This window comes from Neobacillus sp. OS1-2, assembly GCF_030915505.1.
In the GTDB taxonomy this organism is placed as follows: Bacteria; Bacillota; Bacilli; order Bacillales; family Cytobacillaceae; genus Neobacillus.
Genome location: NZ_CP133265.1, coordinates 1,080,328 through 1,098,885 on the forward strand (window position 1 = coordinate 1,080,328; position 18,558 = coordinate 1,098,885).

An 18,558-nucleotide genomic window follows, 5' to 3' on the forward strand; every position below is an offset into this window, starting at 1 on the left:
CTTTCTAATTGAACCTTTTTCGTTTGGATGAAGATTGGATTCCCATTTGATCGCGGTACTTTGCAATCGTACGCCTTGAGACAACGATCCCTTCCCTCTCCTTTAATTGTTCCACAATTTCTTGATCTGATAATGGTTTTTCCTTATTTTCTTGTTCTATTAATTTACTAATCTTATTTTTCACTTGCGTAGATGAAGTATTCTCTTCCGCTGCAACGGTCTGAATCGTGCTTGTAAAAAAGGTTTTTAATGCAAAGGTTCCAATGGGTGTTTGCACATATTTTTCCCGGACTGCACGGCTCACCGTTGATTCATGAATATTTAGTTCCGCTGCCACTTCCTTCATGGTCATGGGGACTAAATAGGTTGTTCCTTTTTGAAAAAAAGCCAATTGCTTTTCAACAATTTTGGAGACTACCCTTGTTAGCGTTTCCTTCCGTTGTTCAATACTTTTTAAAATCCACTGATAATCCTGGACCTTATCCTCCAAAAAACGGCTGACCTGCTGATTCTGATCTTTGAATTTTTTATAATATTTTTCATTAAACCCGATTCTTGGCAAGGTATCATCGGACATTCGCACTGTGAGGCCTGCCGCTGATTGCTCAACGATCGCATCGGGAATAATATACGAAGTCGTTTCTTTCCCAAGCAGCGCACCCGGCTTTGGGTTAAGCAATTGAATTTGGTCAAATATATCTTGAATATCCTTTAGGGTTACTTTCAGTTCTTTGGCAATCTGCTTCCATTTCTTATCTGCAAATGGGACAAAATAGTCAGTAAGTATGCGCTGGGCCAACTCATTATTGGGATTTTCATAATACACTTGCATCAAGAGGCACTCTTGAAGATCCCTTGCACCGATCCCCGCCGGCTCTAGCGTTTGAATCACCGCTAAACAATCTTCTACTACCTCTTCCTCTGCTTTAAGTTTATGGGCAATATCACTAACGTCGCCTGTAAAGTAACCGTTTTCATCTATGTTCTGAATTAGATGACGGATTATTTTTACTTGCTCTGCCGAAAGGTTTGAACTGTTAATTTGTGAGAGTAAATGGTCCTCTAGTGAAAAAGGTTTATCGGCAATTTGTTCGATCCAGTCCTTTTCTGCCTTTTGATGGCGCTTCGGTTTACGATCCATGAGCGGATTCATCGGCTTCACATGGCCAGTTTCAATTTGCATGAGGGGATTTTCTAGTGCCTTATCTTCTAAAAAGGCCGTCAATTCCTGGGCCGAATATTGCAATAACGCAATCGCCTGTGACAATTCCTGTGTCATCGTTAATTTTAACGTTTGCTGCTGCCATAAACCTGCCTTTAAGTTCATCCGTCTCCCCCCTCATCACCATTTTACACGATAAAGCGCATTTCGTGTATTGGAAATTGCCTACGTAGTGGTTCACGTTCATTTTTGTAAAAATAAAAGCCCCCTGTTTACTGGAACAGGGGGCTTTGATGACGCGCTCGGAGGGAATCGAACCCCCATTTTAAGAACCGGAATCTTACGTGCTATCCGTTGCACCACGAGCGCTAAATTGTAACGACTTACATATTATATTCTAGATCGACTAACATTGCAAGTGAATTGTAGGTTTAAAAATAGCAGAAATGGATATGATGAGTTAGGGAAAGTTGTCGAAGTTTTTTAAAGTCGAATTGTTTGACCTTTATTGACCATCAGTGTATGATTACATTACATATTATTATTACCTTTTCCATTCAAAGGAGGAAGAAAAATGAATTTGATTCCTACAGTTATTGAACAAACAAACCGCGGCGAACGTGCCTATGACATTTATTCCCGTCTGTTAAAAGACCGGATTATTATGCTTGGCAGTGCCATTGATGACAATGTTTCCAATAGCATTGTAGCACAGTTATTATTTTTAGAAGCAGAAAATCCTGAAAAGGATATTACTCTTTACATCAATAGCCCTGGTGGAAGCATCACTGCCGGTATGGCTATTTATGATACGATGCAGTATATTAAAGCAGATGTATCGACGGTATGTATTGGTATGGCGGCTTCTATGGGTGCATTCTTACTTGCAGCCGGGGAAAAAGGCAAGCGTTATGCATTACCGAATGCGGAAGTCATGATTCACCAGCCACTTGGCGGTGCCCAAGGACAAGCAACGGAAATCGAGATTGCAGCGAAACGCATCCTCTTCCTTCGTGAAAAGTTAAACGGAATTCTTTCAGAACGCACAGGTCAGCCGCTTGAAGTGATTCAACGCGATACCGACCGTGATAACTTCATGACTGCTGAGAGAGCAAAGGAATACGGCCTAATTGATAATATCGTTACCCGTAAGCCTATTGAAAAAAAGGATAATAAATAATTTCATGAGCAACTGGCTTCCAGCCGGTTGCTTTTCTGTTTTTACCGATCTCGGGTATAAATAAAGGGTCCAGCCTGCTTAACGTGGCTGAACCCCTTTTCTTTAATGTTCTTTTTCAATAAAATCTGTTAATACGTTGATTGCCCTGTCTTCATCATCGCCATCAGCGATAATGTTAATGACAACTCCTGACCCTACTGCCAGGCTCATTAAGCCCATGATGCTTTTCGCGTTAACCTTCTTGCCATCTTTCTCTAGGAAAATATCAGCTGAAAAACGGTTGGCTTCCTGCACAAAAAGTGCGGCTGGTCGTGCTTGAAGACCCGTTTTCAATTTTACCTCTACTTGTTTCACCAACATTATACAATTCCTCCTCATGGTCTATTTCTATTCTTTCTTGTAACTAATTCACTATTTCACAAGCTTCCATGCTTTAACGCCATGTCCCCAGCGCGCAGTTTGTCTGCAATCTCATCAATTTTTCTCAAGCGATGATTAATTCCTGACTTACTGATGGTCCCGCCGGATACCATTTCCCCTAATTCTTTCAGAGTAACATCAGGATATTGAACACGAAGTTCAGCAATTTCTCTCAGTTTATCAGGCAAAATTTGCAAGCCCACATTGGCATCGATAAACCGGATGTTGTCAACCTGCCTGATGGAGGCGCCAATGGTTTTATTAAGATTGGCGGTTTCACAGTTTACCAGACGATTAACGGAATTCCGCATATCCCTGACAATTCTGACATCCTCAAAGCGAAGCAGAGCGTTATGAGCCCCAACAATATTAAGAAATTCCGTAATTTTCTCGGCTTCTTTTAAATAGGTGATAAAGCCCTTTTTTCGCTCAAGCGTTTTACTGTTTAATCCAAATGTATTCATCAATTCACATAAAGAGTCGTTATGTTCTTTATAAAGTGAAGAAATTTCCAAATGATAAGAAGATGTTTCTGGATTATTAACAGACCCTCCGGCAAGAAAGGCACCACGTAAATAAGAACGCTTACAACACTTCTTTTTTATCAATTCTGGTGAAATATCGTGAATAATGGTAAATCCTTCACCCAAAATTTTCATGTCCTCAAGAATTTGCTTTGCCTGCTGGGATAAACGAACGATGTATACGTTATTTTTCTTCAGGCGCATTTTCTTTCTAACTAAAAGCTCTACTTGAATTTGGTAGCTCTTCTTCAACAATGTATAAATTCTTCTGGCAATCGCAGCATTTTCGGTTTGAATATCCACTACTAACTTACGATTTGAAAAGGACAGGGAACCGTTCATGCGAATCAATGCCGATAGCTCGGACTGAATGCAGCACGTTTTCACTTCCAAGTTCGTTAATTCCTTTTTTGTCTCCGAAGCGAAAGACATCCCCTCACCCCTTTATTTAAAAACCACTCTATTTTACAGTATTATTAACTTCACAATACTATCTACGCTTCATAACGCTTTTTGGTTTCATCTACAAGCAAATTATATAAAATGTTTGCCACTTTTTTCGGATCATGCCGTAACGCCCCATTTTCCTGATAGGCAATGTCAGCATGCACTACTTCAAGCCCAAGCTCAAACAACTGAGGCAAATCATACAGAACCGGGTCAGCCAATTCTTCATTATAACGAAGCTGAATATGCTGTGGAATTTCTTCGTTATTGACGAGAATTGTATTTATGAAAGCACAGCTCATATGATCATAGATGGCCTTCACATGATCACTTGCTGTAAAGCCATGCGTTTCCCCTGCCTGCGTCATCAGGTTACATATATACACCTTTTTGGCATGGGAGCGACACAGCTCATCGCCTAGACGCGGGACAAGCAAATTGGGCAAAATACTGGTATACAAGCTGCCAGGGCCAATAATAATTAAGTCTGCCTGGCGAATCGCTTGAATCGACTCCGGCAAAGGGCGAATCGCCTTTTTAGAAGTTAAAAATACTCGTTTGATTCTTTTCCCAGAGTAAGGAATTTTCGATTCCCCGGAAACGATGGCGCCGTCCTCCATCTCTGCATGTAATACCACGCTCTGGTTTGCTGCTGGAAGTACCTTGCCGCGAACATTTAGGATCTTACTCATTTCCTGAATCGCATGAACGAAATTTCCGGTGATGGAGGTCATCGCCGCTAGGATTAAATTTCCAAGTGAATGTCCGGAAAGTTCATTCGATGTTTTGAAACGGTGCTGAAACATCTCCTCTACGAGTGGTTCCACATCTGACAGTGATGCCAGTACATTGCGGATGTCACCAGGTGGAGGTATATGCAGATCCTCGCGCAAGCGCCCCGAGCTGCCGCCGTCATCCGCGACCGTCACAATGGCGGTAATATCGACAGGATACTGTTTTAATCCTCGTAATAAAACCGGTAATCCTGTTCCCCCGCCAATGACGACGATTCGAGGCTGTCCAAACTCTCTCATGTTGTTTTATCCTTTCTCTTCTCAATGTCACGGTGGGTGACGCATGTCTTATAATCATTTTGGAAAAATCGGCCCAAGTACTCTGCTAAGGTAACAGATCGATGCTGGCCGCCGGTACAGCCAATCGCAATCACTAGCTGTGCTTTCCCTTCTCTTTTATAATGCGGGAGCATGAAGCTGAGTAAGTCCGTCAATTTTTCTAGAAATTTATTGGTTTCATTCCATTTAAGGACATAGCTTGAGACCTCTTCATCCAAGCCTGTTAATGGACGCATGTGTTCAATATAAAAAGGATTGGGCAGGAAGCGCACATCAAATACAAGATCCGCATCAATCGGAATCCCGTGCTTAAAGCCAAACGACATGACATTGACAGTAAAGATTAATTGTTTATTTGCCGTAAACTCCGTTAATATTTTCTCACGTAATTCACGCGGTTTCATCTGGGAAGTATTGTAAATCAATTGTGCCCGGCCTTTTAATCCCTCAAGAAGCTCTCGTTCGAGCGTGATACCCTCAAGAGGTAAGCCTGAATGGGCAAGTGGATGTGACCGCCTTGTTTCCTTATACCGGCGTACTAATGTAGAATCATCCGCATCTAAAAAAAGAATCTGCGGTGTCACCCAGGATGTTTCCGCCAGGTCATCAAGGGCTTTAAAGAGGTGATCAAAGAATTCTCTCCCTCTTAGATCCATAACAAGGGCAACTTTATTCATTTTATTCCCTGATTCCTTCATAAGTTCAAGGAATTTTGGAAGTAATGTGGGAGGCAGGTTATCAACACAGAAGAATCCTAAGTCTTCAAAGCTTTGAATGGCTACCGTTTTTCCAGCCCCAGACATTCCGGTAATGATGACCATCTGGATTTCACTTGTCGAACCGGTACTCATGGCAATTCCTCCTATTATTGTCCAGCGGAAGCACCCTAAGGCGCTTCCGCTTTTCTTTATGTCTAGCTCCAGCGCCCTAGCGGCTAGTGTCCTTCGCTCTCCGCCCTACGATAAGTCAACATCGGATCGCTTGCGCTCTCCGTGTTTCCTTTATCTCAGTTGGAGTGCTCCAGGCCATACGCCGCTGACCAGGGCGCTTCCGCTTTTCTTTATGTCTAGCTCCAGCGCCCTAGCGGCTAGTGTCCTTCGCTCTCCGCCCTACGATAAGTCAACATCGGATCGCTTGCGCTCTCCGTGTTTCCTTTATCTCAGTTGGAGTGCTCCAGGCCATACGCCGCTGACCAGGGCGCTTCCGCTTTTCTTATTAACTTGGATCTAATCGATAACTAATGAGTTCAAAATCTTTTGTATAAGTAAAAGTGCCGTAAATGATTCCATTTCCATGAATCATGTAATCAATGATATGTAGATCGCCAGCGGCCATCGGCAGACTTTTAATCTGATCAAACGGCTGCCATGCCAGCTTTCCTTCTTCCGATTCATCTAAATCGATGCCATCTGAATCGGTGGCAACGAAGGTAAACATCATCCACTCGGAGAGGAGCTCGTCGCTCTCTTTCATAATCATCGTAAAAATACCTTTTAATTGTGGGTTTTTTAAATAAATGCCCGTTTCTTCACGGAATTCCCGAATGCAAGAGTCACGAACCGACTCGCCCGGCTCCATTTTCCCGCCAGGAGCCACCCACCAGCCACGGCGCGGTTTCTGCAGCAACAATATTTGATTATTTCTAATTAATACACAATTCGTCACCCGCTGCATGTATTCACCCTCTTAATAAAGCGCAAGCGCCTTGACTAGGGCTCGAGCTATAATTCCAAAACAATCTGCTAATTTATTCATTTCATTATACTATTTTTAGAATCCAGTCACAATGAATACAAAATTGATATTTCTGTTAACTTTATTTGGTGCCTGTCACCATTTCTACACTTCCGACTATGCAAACGCAGAAAATGGTGCCTGACACCACCTTTAGGCATAAAAAAAGAGCACAAGCTGCTGGGCCTGTGCAGGAAAGGTATATATTTTAAAAGGGGGTCAATTTCTCTTATCATACCCTATCTTTATTTCACCACTGTTACAGGATAGTTACTTTTTTATGAATTGTTTTGGCCGGCCATTTTACTGTTACGGCCCTTGGAAATGCCCAAGCTATTTCTTTAATTTCATTTCTTCTTTTAGCTCTTCTACATAATGCTGGGCACTTTGTGCGGCAATACTGCCGTCGCCAGTAGCCGTTACAATCTGACGCAACGTTTTTTCACGGATATCTCCAGCGGCGAAAATCCCCGGCACCTTCGTTTCCATGAGCTCATTCGTCTCAATGTAGCCATTTTCGTTGGTAATACCGATGCTTTCAAATGGTTTTGACAGCGGCAGCATCCCGATATAAATGAACACACCATCCGCTGGAAGTGTCTGCTCCTCACCATTTTGAGTTGAAACGAGCGTCACACTGCCAACCTTACCGTCTTTGTCATTTATCGATTTAATCGTGTGATTCCAAATAAAGTCCACTTTTTCGTTCGCAAAGGCACGGTCTTGGAGAATCTTTTGCGCACGCAACTTGTCACGTCGGTGAACAATGGTTACTTTAGAAGCAAAGCGAGTTAAATACACGCCTTCCTCAACAGCAGAGTCTCCGCCGCCAATGACGTAAAGTTCTTTTCCTTTAAAAAATGCCCCGTCACAAACGGCACAATAGGAAACACCGCGGCCGCCGAGCTCCTTTTCTCCTGGAACGCCGATTTTCTTATATTCAGCACCTGTTGTAATGATAACAGAATAGGCTTTATATTGTTTTGCGCCCGCAGTCACGATCTTGTAATCACCATGATCAACGATTCCTTTTATATCACCATAAGCATATTCAGCGCCAAACTTTTTGGCATGCTCAAACATTTTTGTTGATAAATCAGGTCCTAAAATACTTTCAAATCCTGGATAGTTCTCGACATCCTCGGTATTGGCCATTTGCCCGCCCGGCATTCCGCGCTCAATCATGAGTGTGGAAAGATTTGCGCGTGATGTATACACAGCGGCTGTCATTCCCGCAGGACCAGCCCCAGCAATAATAACGTCATAAATTTTTTCTTCAGTCATTAAGGTTCACTCCCTACTTATATATAAAAAAATACGATTAAGTATTATCATTCCCTACTTAATCGTAATAAACAATCTTATAATAGTCCATTTTTCTGCTTAATTTAAATAGTTATTCACTAATTTTACATATTTTCCGATGGTTGCTGGTGATAGACCGTAGCGCTCAGCCACTTCCAGCTGCGAAACCTTTTCGCTGCGCAGTTTATGCCACAAGTACTCGACTGCCGCTGCCCAGGCACGTTTATTTTTCAAATGGATATCCGCCTTAGATACTTCAACAAACACCGAAAACCACATTAAATACAACCCTGACTCAATGGCGCCTATTGGGTGGTAATTTTCATAAAAAATCTCAGCAATTTCCTGGGCGTCTGCGATCACCGATGGTTTTCCTGACCGAATCAACGAAATATACTCTTTTTCTAAAGAAGTAAATTTCTGATTTTGAAACAGACGCTTTGAGGTAATGATTTCTTCCTTTTTACTTGAAACAGTTGTCAGGAAAAGGGCAAATAATCGTTCTTCCACATAGTCACTTTCAAGCTTTTGGAAAATAGATCCCTTATAGTCCTCAAAGCCATTTGCCCGTGGATTTTTATCATTCCATGGCTCCAAGCCTTCTTTATCAGGCGTTATTTCGAGTACCTTTTTCCAGATGCTTTTCGCGAAATTTTCATAGCCCGTGAAGTAAGCAGCATAGGAAAGCCAATAATAAAACGGACCATCCCCGTTAAAACCATGCTTATATAACTTTTTCAACCATATATATGCAAGCTCATATTCCCCGACCAAGGCAAAGGTTGCCCCTAGTTTGAATTGATACTCGCTAAGCAGCGGCTGGATTTTTTTCAATGGTTCCAATAATTCTGCAGCACTCTCTGACTGACCTTGATAATGCGCAAATACAAGCCTGTTGCATAGGGCATGAAGATTACCTGGATTTCGCTCCAGAACATCTTCCAAGATGGACTCCGCTCTTTCCACTTTTCCTAAATAAAAGTAGGCAAGCGCTAAATTGTTATAGGCGGACCAGTATTCCGGATATTCCTTTACGACCTCTTTTAACAGTTCAATAGCCTTTGGAAAATAGCCAGATTCCAGCAGCTCCCGCGCCTGTTCTTGTTTGATGATGAGATCATCCTCTTGATACAGTTCATCCTCAAAATCATCCGATTCCAAAGTGAGTAAATCAAGCAGATCCTCTGTGTCTTCCGAAAAATCACCATCAGGATCCAGCTGTAAATAGAGCTTACTGTGGTGGTATGCATCTTTAAAAAATCCCATATGGGCATAATTATTCGCTAAAAAGTAATGGCATTCCGCCATTTCCGGGTCAAGCTCTTCAATGACGAGGTGCAAGAGTCGGTTGGAATTTTCAAACTCGCCAAGTTCGGTTGACACAATCGCCAACTGGCATGTTATCATCGGTTCACCCGGCTCAAGCTGTATGGCTCGCCCAAGATATTTTTTTGCTTTTATAAAATCACGTCGATGGTATGCCTTTAAACCCTTCGTGAAATAATATTCCCCCGTAGGAACAAATGATAATAGTTTTCCTTTTTGCATTCTTGCCATCAAGTCTTTCACCATGAAGTCCTCCACATTTTTCAACATAACTTATGTAGTATACCATATTTAGGGGCTCTTCGAGAAGGGTCCTGTGATTTTGGCAAAAATAAAAAACCGGTGCGATTAGGACCGGTCTTTGTGTCTTTCTTCAAGTGTTCGTAAAACCTCTTTAAAGGGAAGTTCTTGTTCGACCAGTAGCACTTGCAAGTGGTAAAGTAGGTCTGCCGCTTCCCACCTTAGCTCTTCATGGTCGCGGTTCTTGGCAGCGATAATCACCTCGGCGGCTTCCTCACCAACCTTTTTCAAAATTTTATCCACACCTTTTTCAAAAAGGTACGTTGTATAGGCCCCCTCGGGCCGTTGTTGCTCTCGTTCCACGATCACTTTTTCAAGTGATTGTAAAATCTGGTAATCACTCAAGTTCGAGGTATTTTCCTCGATCCGTTCTGAAAAACAACTGACTGCTCCGGTATGACAAGCTGGGCCTTTTGGATAAACCAACACCAATAACGCATCTTGGTCGCAGTCGTAGTTGATGCTGACAACCGTTTGGGTATTGCCGCTTGTGGCTCCTTTGTGCCATAATTCCTGACGGGAGCGGCTGTAAAACCACGTTTCCCCCGTTTCAATCGTTTTTGCCAGCGATTCCTCGTTCATATAAGCAAGTGTTAACACTTCTTTCGTTCCGGCATCCTGAATAATCGCCGGAACGAGCCCCTTTTCATCAAATCGAACATTCATCGTATGCTCACTCCTTTTTCCCGCAAATAGCTTTTCACTTCATCTACTGACGTTTCTTTGTAATGAAAAATCGAGGCTGCGAGGGCGGCATCAGCTTTTCCTGCTAAAAATGCCTCTTCAAAATGTTCGGCTCTTCCGGCTCCGCCTGAAGCGATAACCGGAATCGTGACGGCCTCGCTAATTGCTTTCGTTAACTTTAAATCGAAGCCGTTTTTCTCACCATCGCTGTCCATGCTGGTTAAAAGAATTTCACCAGCACCTAGTTCGGCCGCCTCTATTGCCCATTCCACAGCTGTTTTTTCTGTCGGTTTTCTGCCTCCATGGGTATAAACACGCCACGTTCCTATCTCTGGGTCAAATTTAGCATCGATAGCAACTACGATGCATTGTGAGCCAAAGTAGCCTGCGCCTTCACGAATCAAATCCGAATTTATAACGGCTGCCGTATTGAGCGACACCTTGTCTGCACCAGCCCGGAGGATTTTTTTCATGTCCTCCAGTGAATTGATGCCGCCGCCAACGGTAAAGGGAATCGCCAGTTCAGCGGCGACAGCCTTCACGACTTCAATCATCGTTTTCCTTCCTTCTACCGATGCGGAGATATCTAGAAATACGAGCTCGTCCGCCCCTTGCTCATCGTAAAATCGGGCCAGTTCTACGGGATCGCCTGCATCACGAAGTTGAACAAATTGAATGCCCTTCACCACCCGGCCATCTTTCACATCAAGACAGGGAATAATTCGCTTTGTTAGTGTCATGAGCGTTTCACCTCTTCTAGTGCTTCCTTTAGGGTAAAACGATTTTCATAAAGGGCTTTTCCAACGATTGCACCGCTTATATTTTTAGCGGTCGATAATGCCTTTAGATCAGCAAGACTGCTTACCCCGCCTGAGGCGATGACATTTTTGCCCGTTGTTTCGGCCATTTCACAAACTGCTGCAATATTGGGACCTGAAAGCGTACCGTCGGTGGCAATGTCGGTAAAAATAAAGGTTTCAGCTCCCGCATCCGCAAACCGTTTTCCTAGTTCAACTGCCTTGAGGGCAGAGGTTTCAAGCCAGCCATGTGTCGCAACATAGCCGTTTTTCGCATCAATTCCGACTGCGATGTTTGACCCGTATTTTTTGATCATGTCGATGGCAAAGTTAGGATTGGAAACAGCAATACTGCCGATGATGACACGATTGACACCATTTTCAAGATAGTGATGGATATCTGCCTCCGAACGGATGCCCCCGCCAATCTGGATGCTTACGTTCGCTAGCTTTTGGGCTGCTGTGATGACAAATCGGTCATTGACCCGTTTTCCATCCTTTGCTCCGTCAAGGTCAACCATATGGATCCATTCAGCACCTTCTGCTGCAAAGCTTTGCGCCATATCGAACGGCGAATCCCCATAGATGGTTTCTTGATCATAATCCCCCCGAAGGAGGCGGACGCAATTGCCGCCCCGCATATCAATTGCCGGATAAATCGTGAAGCTCATTGTACCGCCTTCCTTTCTGAAGCCAATTGTAGAAAGTTATTCAGCAAGGCCATCCCTAGCCTGCTGCTCTTTTCAGGATGAAATTGCATGCCATAAATATTGTCTTTACCGACAACAGCAGATACCTGTTCATGATAGTCAGCTTTCGCAAGGAGCACTTCAGAATTTTCCGCATCGACAAAATAGGAATGCACGAAATAGACGTAATCCTCGTTCAAGTTTTTTAGTATTGGCGATTGTTTTGTGAACTCTAATTTATTCCAGCCCATTTGCGGGACTTTATAGGTTTCGCCTTGCTCTGTTTTGCCAGGAAACCGGCGGACACTTCCAGGTAGCAATCCCAAACCTTTAGTAGGGCCATTTTCCTCACTTTGTTCAAACAACAGCTGCATACCGAGGCAGATGCCTAGGAGAGGTTTCCCGGTTGCGGCAAATTCTCTTATCGTCTCTATAGGAAGTCGTTCCATTGCGTCACGGAACGAGCCAACTCCCGGGAGAATCAAAGCATCCGCTTGAAGTAAATTCGATTTATCAGCGGAAATAAAATAATTAGCGTTTAATCGCTCTAAGGCCTTACTCACACTAAAAAGATTCCCCATACCATAATCAACAATACCAATCATCCTGCCAGCCCCATTTCTTTAAAGACCGTTTTGAGTAGTGCCCGGAACCGCTTAAAGCTTCCCACAGTGTCAAACTAGTTATTGGTGACAGGCACCATTTACAACATACCCTTAGTGGAAGGTACGCCTTTGATGCGCGGGTCGATGGTTGTGGCTTCGTCGAGTGCCCGTCCCAGGGCTTTGAAGACGGCTTCGATCATGTGGTGCGTGTTTTTGCCATAATGGACGATGACATGGAGGTTCATCCGCGCCTCTAAGGCAAGCTTCCAAAGGAATTCGTGTACTAGTTCCGTATCAAAGGTCCCTACTTTCTGTCCCGGAAACTCGGCACGCATTTCGAGATGCGGGCGGTTGCTGAGATCGACCACAACCTGGGCCAGAGCTTCGTCCATCGGAACAAAGGCATTTCCATATCGTTTAATCCCCTTTTTGTCGCCTAAGGCTTCACGGAGTGCGTGTCCCAAACAAATACCGATATCTTCGGTTGTGTGGTGATCATCGACCTCGGTATCGCCTAGGGCGTCAACAGTCAGGTTAAATTGACCGTGTTTCGTGAATAAATCGAGCATATGGGTTAGGAATGGGACACCAGTTTCTAAATTCGACTGACCCTCTCCGTCAATTGCTAAGGATAGTTGGATTTTGGTTTCGTTTGTCTTTCGTTCAATACTTGCCGTTCTTTCCATGAAAGGGGCCTCCTTGAAATATCACTTTTCTCTAATACCATTAATCATTTGTCAGTCTTTTTTCCACTGCCCTCGCGTGTGCTTCGAGCCCTTCCGCACGGGCAAAAGCGGCGATTTTTGTGCCATTTTCTTTTAACGCTCGCTCACTGTAAACAATGACGCTAGATTTTTTCTGAAAATCATCCACATTCAGCGGGCTGGAGAACCGCGCCGTTCCGTTTGTCGGTAGTACATGGTTCGGGCCGGCAAAATAATCCCCAACGGGTTCAGAGCTATAACGACCAATAAATATAGCGCCAGCGTGCCGAATCTTCCCAAGAAGCTCCATCGCATTTTCGGTGATAATTTCAAGGTGTTCAGGTGCTAACTGGTTTACCGTTTCAACTGCTTCTTCGAGATCTTTTGTTAGATAAATTGCCCCGTAATCCGCAATCGAACGGGCAGCAATGTCCCGCCGTGGCAGCAAGGCTAGTTGCTTTTCAACTTCCTCTGACACCTTTTCCGCTAACTCCACAGACGGCGTAACCAAAACACTACATGCCCTTGGGTCGTGCTCTGCCTGCGACAACAGGTCTGCGGCAACCTCGTCCGCTTTAGCTGTTTTATCCGCTAAAACGGCAATCTCGCTCGGTCCGGCAATCATATCAATATCGACATCACCGAATACCTCTCGCTTTGCCAAGGCAACATAGATATTCCCGGGACCAGTAATTTTATCAACAGCTCCAATCGATTCAGTTCCATAAGCAAGTGCCGCGATTGCCTGAGCACCGCCGATTTTATAGATTTCTTCCACGCCAGCTTCTTTAGCCGCAACGAGCACTGCAGCCGGTAATTTCCCATCACTGTCAGGCGGCGATACCATCACGATTCGTTTAACTCCAGCCACTCTCGCTGGAATCACGTTCATTAACACCGATGACGGGTAGGCCGCTGTTCCGCCGGGCACATATACACCAACGGAGTCTAACGGAGTTATTTTTTGACCTAGAATCGTGCCATTTTCCTCTGTCGTCATCCACGATGGCCGGAGCTGCTTTTCATGGAAGGTCCGAATATTTGTAGCCGCCTCTCGAATGATCATGATTAATCGTTCTTCTACTTCCCCATAGGCTTCCTCGACTTCTTTTTCCGTAACGGAAAAAGAAGGAAGGTTGACCTGGTCGAATTTTTCCGTATATTCCCGTAATGCCTCGTCACCGCGGCCCCGAATTTCCGTAATAATTTTTTTTACAACAGCCTGCTGCTCGGAGGTACCCGCTTCAATCGAGCGTTTGATTGAAACAAGCTCATTTACATTCAGTATTTTCATATAAGAACCCCCCATTAAACTACTTTACTAAGTCGATCCACCATTTCATCAATTTGCAAATCCTTTATGCGGTAACTGACAGGGTTCACAATGAAGCGCGATGTCACGTCAATAATTCTTTCATATTCGACAAGCCCGTTTTCAATTAGTGTTCGGCCGGTTGATACAATATCAACAATTCGGTCAGATAAGCCAATTATCGGAGCAAGCTCTATCGATCCATTTAATTTGATGATTTCAACCTGTTCGCCTTGCTCACGAAAATAGGCTTCGGCGACTTTCGGGTATTTCGTTGCGACTCTTGGGGCCACTTCGTTCATTTTTGTGTCAGGGAGGCCGGCAACAGCCAAGTAGCAGTGGCTGATTTTGAGATCAAGGAGTTCGTATACATCGCGCTCCTCCTCAAGCAAGACATCCTTCCCGGCAATGCCAACATCAGCAACACCGTGCTCCACATATGTAGCGACATCCATTGGCTTCGCTAGGATAAACCGTAAACCCTCTTCGGCCACATCAATAATCAATTTTCGTGAATCATCAAATTCAGGGGGCAGTTTATAGCCAGCATTTCGCAGCAGTTCAACAGCTTCTTCAAAAATACGCCCTTTCGGCATGGCAATCGTTAGGATGTCACTCATCAGCACTACCTCCAATTAGATAAGTAGTCCCGGAAAATCTCTTTGTAAAAGCATCCAGATTTTTTACACCGGTTATATCCTGAAGCACAGCCCTTTTCCCCTGTTCATGCATGTTCGATGCCATCAGAAAGGCTTCCTTCCGCCGCTCTTGGCTGAAAAAAATACAGTGAGTTGTATTTTCTACCTCAGAGCTTCCGAGCGCCTCAAGCAGCATATCAATTCGAACGGCAAATCCCGTGGCGCTAGCAGCCTTGCCAAACTTCTCCATTAAACTATAACGGCCGCCATTTCCGAGTGGAAAGCCGACATTCCCGGCATAGGCTTCGAATAATATCCCTGAATAATAGCTCATATGGCTGACAATGGTAAAATCAAACTTCACAAATTGTTCGACACCGTAATCCTTAATGACATCCCACAGCTCTTTCAACTCAACAATAGCTTGCTTGCCTTTGTCATTTTCAATAATATCAAGGGCTTGACCGATGATTTCCTCACCGCCCCTTAATTGGAGGAGCTGCAAGAGTCTTTGCTTATCAATCGATGACAGCGGCAACGAATTCACATGTTCACGATAGCCAACATAATTTTTTTCATATAAAAATTTACGCAATGCATCGGCACGGCCGTTGGTTCCGAGGATTTGCACGAACAGTTCCTGGGCAAAGCCAACATGACCAATCGATACTTGGAATTCGCTAAGACCCACTTTTTTTAAGGAGGAAATCAGCAAAGCGATCGCCTCTCCGTCACATGAAACGGTATCTTCATTTAGGCATTCAATCCCAATCTGCTCAAACTCTGCCGGCCGGCCCCCTTCGCGCTGCTGGGCACGGAATACATTCGCAGAGTAGGCTAATCTTACCGGTAGATCCTCATCTAATAGTTTGGAAGCCGCCACCCGGGCGATGGGTGCAGTCATATCAGGTCTGAGTACGAGTGTATGCCCTTCTTTATCAAGCAATTTAAACAGCTGCTGGTCAGCTATCGCTGAGGCTGCTCCAACGGTTTCGTAGTATTCAAGTGCCGGGGTTTCGATAAATTGGTAGCCCCAAAGTTTCATCGTTTCCGCCATTCTTGAGCGAACACGATGCTTCTTTTCATATAACCCCGGCAGCGTATCACGCATCCCTAAAGGCTTTTCAAACATAAACAAGCGGCTCAATGTGTTCACCCTTTTCATTTTGCTTTAGTCTGCTAAATTGGTAGTATGTTAAAGATAATTATTAGTAGTGTACCCCTTGAATATCGATTCGTCAACGAAAAAATCTCACAATTGGTTGAACTAAAAGTAAGTATGTATGCTTTTGTATTTGATGATTCCGCCGAAGATTGGACTTATTCGCCGAACTGAGTAAGAATTCTGCCAAAATTCAGTTTTATCCAGCCGAACTGTGCCTTTTATCCGCCAACTATATAATTTATTCCGCCATAGCAGCATTTTATATTGTAAAAGAACCCGGTTGCTAAGACCGAGTTCAATCCACACATCATATTTTATTTTCCCCACCATAGATCGGGTCATCCGCCCTGCGCTGCGTCAGTTCTTCTTTCGTATAAATCACCCGCATTGGGTTGCCTCCAACGAAGTAGCCAGGCGGAACGTCCTTATGGACAAGCGTCCCGGCTGAGACTATTGCCCCATCGCCAATCGTAATGCCCGGCATGATGGTAGAATTGGCGCCAATCATCACTTCACTGCCAATTTCGACAAATCCGAGCCGGTATTCTTTAATCAAATACTCGTGTGCGAGGATGGTAGTATTGTAGCCAATGACCGTGTTACGGCCGACGCTGATTTTTTCCGGAAACATCACATCAAGCATGACCATCAAAGCAAAGGAGGTGTGCTCACCGACCTTCATTCCCAGGAAAGTGCGGTACAGCCAGTTCTTCATCCCCAAAAACGGCGTATAACGGGCTAGTTGAATCACAATAAAATTTTTAACAACCTTCCAAAAAGGCACGGTCTTGTAGACGTGCCATAAAGAGTTCGCCCCTTCAACAGGGTGGCGGGTCGTATTTCTCATCTTCTCACTCTCCGAGAACAGTTAATAAGTCAGTCATGTTCTCTAACATGTAATCCGGTTCATATTTCGCCACATAGTCCCTTCCCTTAATGGACCAGGCAACACCAGCTGTCAATGTTCCGGCATTTTTCCCCGCTAAAATATCATGGAAGTTATCGCCGACCATCATCGCTTCAGATGGGTTCGAATTCAATTGTTCGAGCGCCTTATGGATTGGCTCCGGATCTGGCTTGACCTTTTCTACATGATCAAAGGCCACAACCACTTCAAAGAATCCGTCCAAATTCATCAATCGCAGCCCTTTCATAGTAACATCCAGCTTTTTCGTTGTCACAATCCCAAGCTTATAGCCGCGCTCCTTCAAGGTTTCAACCGTTTCCTGTACCCCGGCAAATTCTTTGACAAGCTCATCATGATTGGCAATATTATAGGCGCGATAGTCTGAGATCATTTCCTCCACTCGGTCGGGATCCATGCCGCCAAAGACGTCATGAAGGGTTGGGCCGAGAAATGGGAGTACATCCTCACGGCTGTACGTGTTCGGATAATATTTTTCCAGTGTATGCAAGTAGGTCGAAATAATTAATTCATTCGTATCAATTAAGGTCCCATCTAGATCAAATAGAATTGTCGTAATTTTGTTTTTCATAGTTGCCTTCCTTTCTTTTTACAAGCCCTGAGCGTTTCCAGATCGTACCGACCACTAAAGTTAACACAACCGCTACACCCAGCCGGATTAAAAACAGCGGCAAGATCGGGATGCCGAGCGGGACAAAGATTAACGTATCTTCGACCACCGCATGACAGGCCATTAGAAAAATAAATGCCAGGGTAATATCTTTTTTACTGACACCATCCTCTTTTACAGCCTGGATCATGACACCCGCACCATAGGCCAAACCGAATAATAAACCTGCAGCCATAGTTGTGGAGGTATTTTCCTTCATCCCAAGCGTTTTCGTAATCGGAGCCATTGTTTTCGAAAATTTATGTAACCATTGTAAGTCTTTTAAAATTTGAATGATCATCATTAGGGGAATAACAATCATGGCTAGTTGGAAAATGCCTAGTCCCGCTTTTTGAACGGCCTCGATTAAAATTCCGGCAACCCCATTGGCCGGTGCTGTGCTCTGCTGAATCAAGCCATACTTCGCCGTTTCCCCGCCTCCGTGCCAAACAAGGTTAATCACGATCGCTGACAAAAGAGCGAGCCCTGGCCTTGTGACCAGTACCACCCACAGCTTCACGCCCGCTTTCATTGCCACGCTTGATTCAATGAATAAATTATGGGAAAAAGACAGCATCACGGCTAAAATAAATACTTCTTTCACTGAAAAATCAAGTGTCAAAATCGCACCAATCGCCGCATAAAGATTGAGGAAATTTCCCAGTACAAGCGGTATTGCGGCATCGCCTGATAGACCAATCAGCTTCATCAACGGGGAAATCAATTTCATCACCCACGGCAATACAGGTGTATATTGCAGCACTGCCACAATCAGAGTAACCGGAAAAATAATTTTTCCTAATGACCATGTTGTCTTAAAACCAACCAGTAACCCCTTTTTTAATGAGTTTACGAACATCTCCCCATACCCCTTTTTAATGTCCAGCTCCAGGCCATACGCCGCTGACCAGGGCGCTTG

Annotated in this window: 20 protein-coding genes and 1 tRNA gene; 1 reads left to right on the top strand and 20 read right to left on the bottom strand. The window is 44.2% G+C overall.

Annotated features, from left to right (window positions below; translation table 11 throughout):
- Window positions 1–4 precede the first annotated feature (4 nt).
- Together rpoN and RCG19_RS05610 are read right to left on the bottom strand one after the other, a co-directional pair.
- The gene (gene rpoN / locus RCG19_RS05605) at window positions 5–1,327 is read right to left on the bottom strand and encodes an RNA polymerase factor sigma-54 (RefSeq protein ID WP_308109990.1); all 1,323 of its coding nucleotides are present in this window, start codon (window positions 1,325–1,327) and stop codon (window positions 5–7) included.
- Window positions 1,328–1,459: 132 nt separating this feature from the next.
- Window positions 1,460–1,531 (bottom strand) — tRNA-Arg (locus tag RCG19_RS05610).
- A gap of 205 nt (window positions 1,532–1,736) precedes the next feature.
- Here RCG19_RS05610 and clpP point away from each other — a divergent pair.
- Window positions 1,737–2,342: an ATP-dependent Clp endopeptidase proteolytic subunit ClpP gene (gene clpP / locus RCG19_RS05615; RefSeq protein WP_308109991.1), complete on the top strand. Its 606-nt coding sequence runs from the start codon at window positions 1,737–1,739 to the stop codon at window positions 2,340–2,342.
- Between the two features lie 102 nt (window positions 2,343–2,444).
- Here clpP and RCG19_RS05620 read toward each other — a convergent pair whose 3' ends face one another.
- The 18 genes from RCG19_RS05620 to RCG19_RS05705 form a co-directional block, all read right to left on the bottom strand.
- Entirely contained in the window at window positions 2,445–2,702 is a 258-nt protein-coding gene (locus tag RCG19_RS05620) for an HPr family phosphocarrier protein (RefSeq protein ID WP_166239614.1), read from the bottom strand.
- A gap of 56 nt (window positions 2,703–2,758) precedes the next feature.
- Window positions 2,759–3,718, bottom strand: a complete 960-nt coding sequence (whiA, locus tag RCG19_RS05625; RefSeq protein WP_166239616.1) for a DNA-binding protein WhiA — start codon at window positions 3,716–3,718, stop codon at window positions 2,759–2,761.
- A gap of 62 nt (window positions 3,719–3,780) precedes the next feature.
- Window positions 3,781–4,767, bottom strand: coding sequence for a gluconeogenesis factor YvcK family protein (gene yvcK / locus RCG19_RS05630; protein ID WP_166239617.1), 987 nt, complete (start codon window positions 4,765–4,767; stop codon window positions 3,781–3,783).
- Complete coding sequence (gene rapZ / locus RCG19_RS05635; protein ID WP_166239619.1) at window positions 4,764–5,657, bottom strand: RNase adapter RapZ; 894 nt, start codon at window positions 5,655–5,657, stop codon at window positions 4,764–4,766. Before rapZ ends, yvcK begins: the two co-directional genes overlap by 4 nt.
- Window positions 5,658–6,021: 364 nt before the next feature.
- Window positions 6,022–6,480, bottom strand: a complete 459-nt coding sequence (locus RCG19_RS05640; protein ID WP_166239621.1) for an NUDIX hydrolase — start codon at window positions 6,478–6,480, stop codon at window positions 6,022–6,024.
- 393 nt (window positions 6,481–6,873) lie between these two features.
- The gene (trxB, locus tag RCG19_RS05645; protein WP_308109992.1) at window positions 6,874–7,824 is read right to left on the bottom strand and encodes a thioredoxin-disulfide reductase; all 951 of its coding nucleotides are present in this window, start codon (window positions 7,822–7,824) and stop codon (window positions 6,874–6,876) included.
- A gap of 99 nt (window positions 7,825–7,923) precedes the next feature.
- A complete protein-coding gene (locus tag RCG19_RS05650; RefSeq protein ID WP_308109993.1) occupies window positions 7,924–9,417 on the bottom strand; it encodes a tetratricopeptide repeat protein in 1,494 nt (497 codons plus the stop codon).
- Between the two features lie 102 nt (window positions 9,418–9,519).
- A complete protein-coding gene (gene hisIE, locus RCG19_RS05655) occupies window positions 9,520–10,137 on the bottom strand; it encodes a bifunctional phosphoribosyl-AMP cyclohydrolase/phosphoribosyl-ATP diphosphatase HisIE (protein WP_166239627.1) in 618 nt (205 codons plus the stop codon).
- A complete protein-coding gene (gene hisF, locus RCG19_RS05660; protein WP_308109994.1) occupies window positions 10,134–10,895 on the bottom strand; it encodes an imidazole glycerol phosphate synthase subunit HisF in 762 nt (253 codons plus the stop codon). The genes hisIE and hisF overlap by 4 nt, the downstream gene beginning before the upstream one ends.
- Complete coding sequence (gene hisA / locus RCG19_RS05665; protein ID WP_308109995.1) at window positions 10,892–11,623, bottom strand: 1-(5-phosphoribosyl)-5-[(5-phosphoribosylamino)methylideneamino]imidazole-4-carboxamide isomerase; 732 nt, start codon at window positions 11,621–11,623, stop codon at window positions 10,892–10,894. The genes hisF and hisA overlap by 4 nt, the downstream gene beginning before the upstream one ends.
- The gene (gene hisH, locus RCG19_RS05670; RefSeq protein ID WP_308109996.1) at window positions 11,620–12,246 is read right to left on the bottom strand and encodes an imidazole glycerol phosphate synthase subunit HisH; all 627 of its coding nucleotides are present in this window, start codon (window positions 12,244–12,246) and stop codon (window positions 11,620–11,622) included. The genes hisA and hisH overlap by 4 nt, the downstream gene beginning before the upstream one ends.
- Before the next feature lie 98 nt (window positions 12,247–12,344).
- On the bottom strand, window positions 12,345–12,932 hold the full coding sequence (hisB, locus tag RCG19_RS05675) for an imidazoleglycerol-phosphate dehydratase HisB (RefSeq protein WP_166239635.1): 588 nt from the start codon (window positions 12,930–12,932) through the stop codon (window positions 12,345–12,347).
- A gap of 40 nt (window positions 12,933–12,972) precedes the next feature.
- Entirely contained in the window at window positions 12,973–14,244 is a 1,272-nt protein-coding gene (hisD, locus tag RCG19_RS05680; protein WP_308109997.1) for a histidinol dehydrogenase, read from the bottom strand.
- Between the two features lie 14 nt (window positions 14,245–14,258).
- Window positions 14,259–14,882, bottom strand: coding sequence for an ATP phosphoribosyltransferase (gene hisG / locus RCG19_RS05685; protein ID WP_308109998.1), 624 nt, complete (start codon window positions 14,880–14,882; stop codon window positions 14,259–14,261).
- Window positions 14,875–16,047 (bottom strand): ATP phosphoribosyltransferase regulatory subunit, encoded by a 1,173-nt coding sequence (locus tag RCG19_RS05690; protein WP_308109999.1) that lies wholly within the window; start codon window positions 16,045–16,047, stop codon window positions 14,875–14,877. Before RCG19_RS05690 ends, hisG begins: the two co-directional genes overlap by 8 nt.
- Before the next feature lie 325 nt (window positions 16,048–16,372).
- Window positions 16,373–16,912, bottom strand: coding sequence for an acyltransferase (locus RCG19_RS05695; protein ID WP_308110000.1), 540 nt, complete (start codon window positions 16,910–16,912; stop codon window positions 16,373–16,375).
- Window positions 16,913–16,916: 4 nt separating this feature from the next.
- Window positions 16,917–17,561 (bottom strand): pyrophosphatase PpaX, encoded by a 645-nt coding sequence (gene ppaX / locus RCG19_RS05700; RefSeq protein WP_308110001.1) that lies wholly within the window; start codon window positions 17,559–17,561, stop codon window positions 16,917–16,919.
- Window positions 17,530–18,498, bottom strand: coding sequence for a nucleoside recognition domain-containing protein (locus RCG19_RS05705; RefSeq protein ID WP_308110002.1), 969 nt, complete (start codon window positions 18,496–18,498; stop codon window positions 17,530–17,532). Before RCG19_RS05705 ends, ppaX begins: the two co-directional genes overlap by 32 nt.
- Between the last annotated feature and the right edge of the window lie 60 nt (window positions 18,499–18,558).

Coding starts and splice junctions, on each gene's coding strand:
- rpoN (WP_308109990.1), bottom strand. CDS start 1,327: ATGAACTTAAAGGCAGGTTTATGGCAGCAGCAAACGTTAAAATTAACG.
- clpP (WP_308109991.1), top strand. CDS start 1,737: ATGAATTTGATTCCTACAGTTATTGAACAAACAAACCGCGGCGAACGT.
- RCG19_RS05620 (WP_166239614.1), bottom strand. CDS start 2,702: ATGTTGGTGAAACAAGTAGAGGTAAAATTGAAAACGGGTCTTCAAGCA.
- whiA (WP_166239616.1), bottom strand. CDS start 3,718: ATGTCTTTCGCTTCGGAGACAAAAAAGGAATTAACGAACTTGGAAGTG.
- yvcK (WP_166239617.1), bottom strand. CDS start 4,767: ATGAGAGAGTTTGGACAGCCTCGAATCGTCGTCATTGGCGGGGGAACA.
- rapZ (WP_166239619.1), bottom strand. CDS start 5,657: ATGAGTACCGGTTCGACAAGTGAAATCCAGATGGTCATCATTACCGGA.
- RCG19_RS05640 (WP_166239621.1), bottom strand. CDS start 6,480: ATGCAGCGGGTGACGAATTGTGTATTAATTAGAAATAATCAAATATTG.
- trxB (WP_308109992.1), bottom strand. CDS start 7,824: ATGACTGAAGAAAAAATTTATGACGTTATTATTGCTGGGGCTGGTCCT.
- RCG19_RS05650 (WP_308109993.1), bottom strand. CDS start 9,417: ATGGTGAAAGACTTGATGGCAAGAATGCAAAAAGGAAAACTATTATCA.
- hisIE (WP_166239627.1), bottom strand. CDS start 10,137: ATGAATGTTCGATTTGATGAAAAGGGGCTCGTTCCGGCGATTATTCAG.
- hisF (WP_308109994.1), bottom strand. CDS start 10,895: ATGACACTAACAAAGCGAATTATTCCCTGTCTTGATGTGAAAGATGGC.
- hisA (WP_308109995.1), bottom strand. CDS start 11,623: ATGAGCTTCACGATTTATCCGGCAATTGATATGCGGGGCGGCAATTGC.
- hisH (WP_308109996.1), bottom strand. CDS start 12,246: ATGATTGGTATTGTTGATTATGGTATGGGGAATCTTTTTAGTGTGAGT.
- hisB (WP_166239635.1), bottom strand. CDS start 12,932: ATGGAAAGAACGGCAAGTATTGAACGAAAGACAAACGAAACCAAAATC.
- hisD (WP_308109997.1), bottom strand. CDS start 14,244: ATGAAAATACTGAATGTAAATGAGCTTGTTTCAATCAAACGCTCGATT.
- hisG (WP_308109998.1), bottom strand. CDS start 14,882: ATGAGTGACATCCTAACGATTGCCATGCCGAAAGGGCGTATTTTTGAA.
- RCG19_RS05695 (WP_308110000.1), bottom strand. CDS start 16,912: ATGAGAAATACGACCCGCCACCCTGTTGAAGGGGCGAACTCTTTATGG.
- ppaX (WP_308110001.1), bottom strand. CDS start 17,561: ATGAAAAACAAAATTACGACAATTCTATTTGATCTAGATGGGACCTTA.
- RCG19_RS05705 (WP_308110002.1), bottom strand. CDS start 18,498: ATGTTCGTAAACTCATTAAAAAAGGGGTTACTGGTTGGTTTTAAGACA.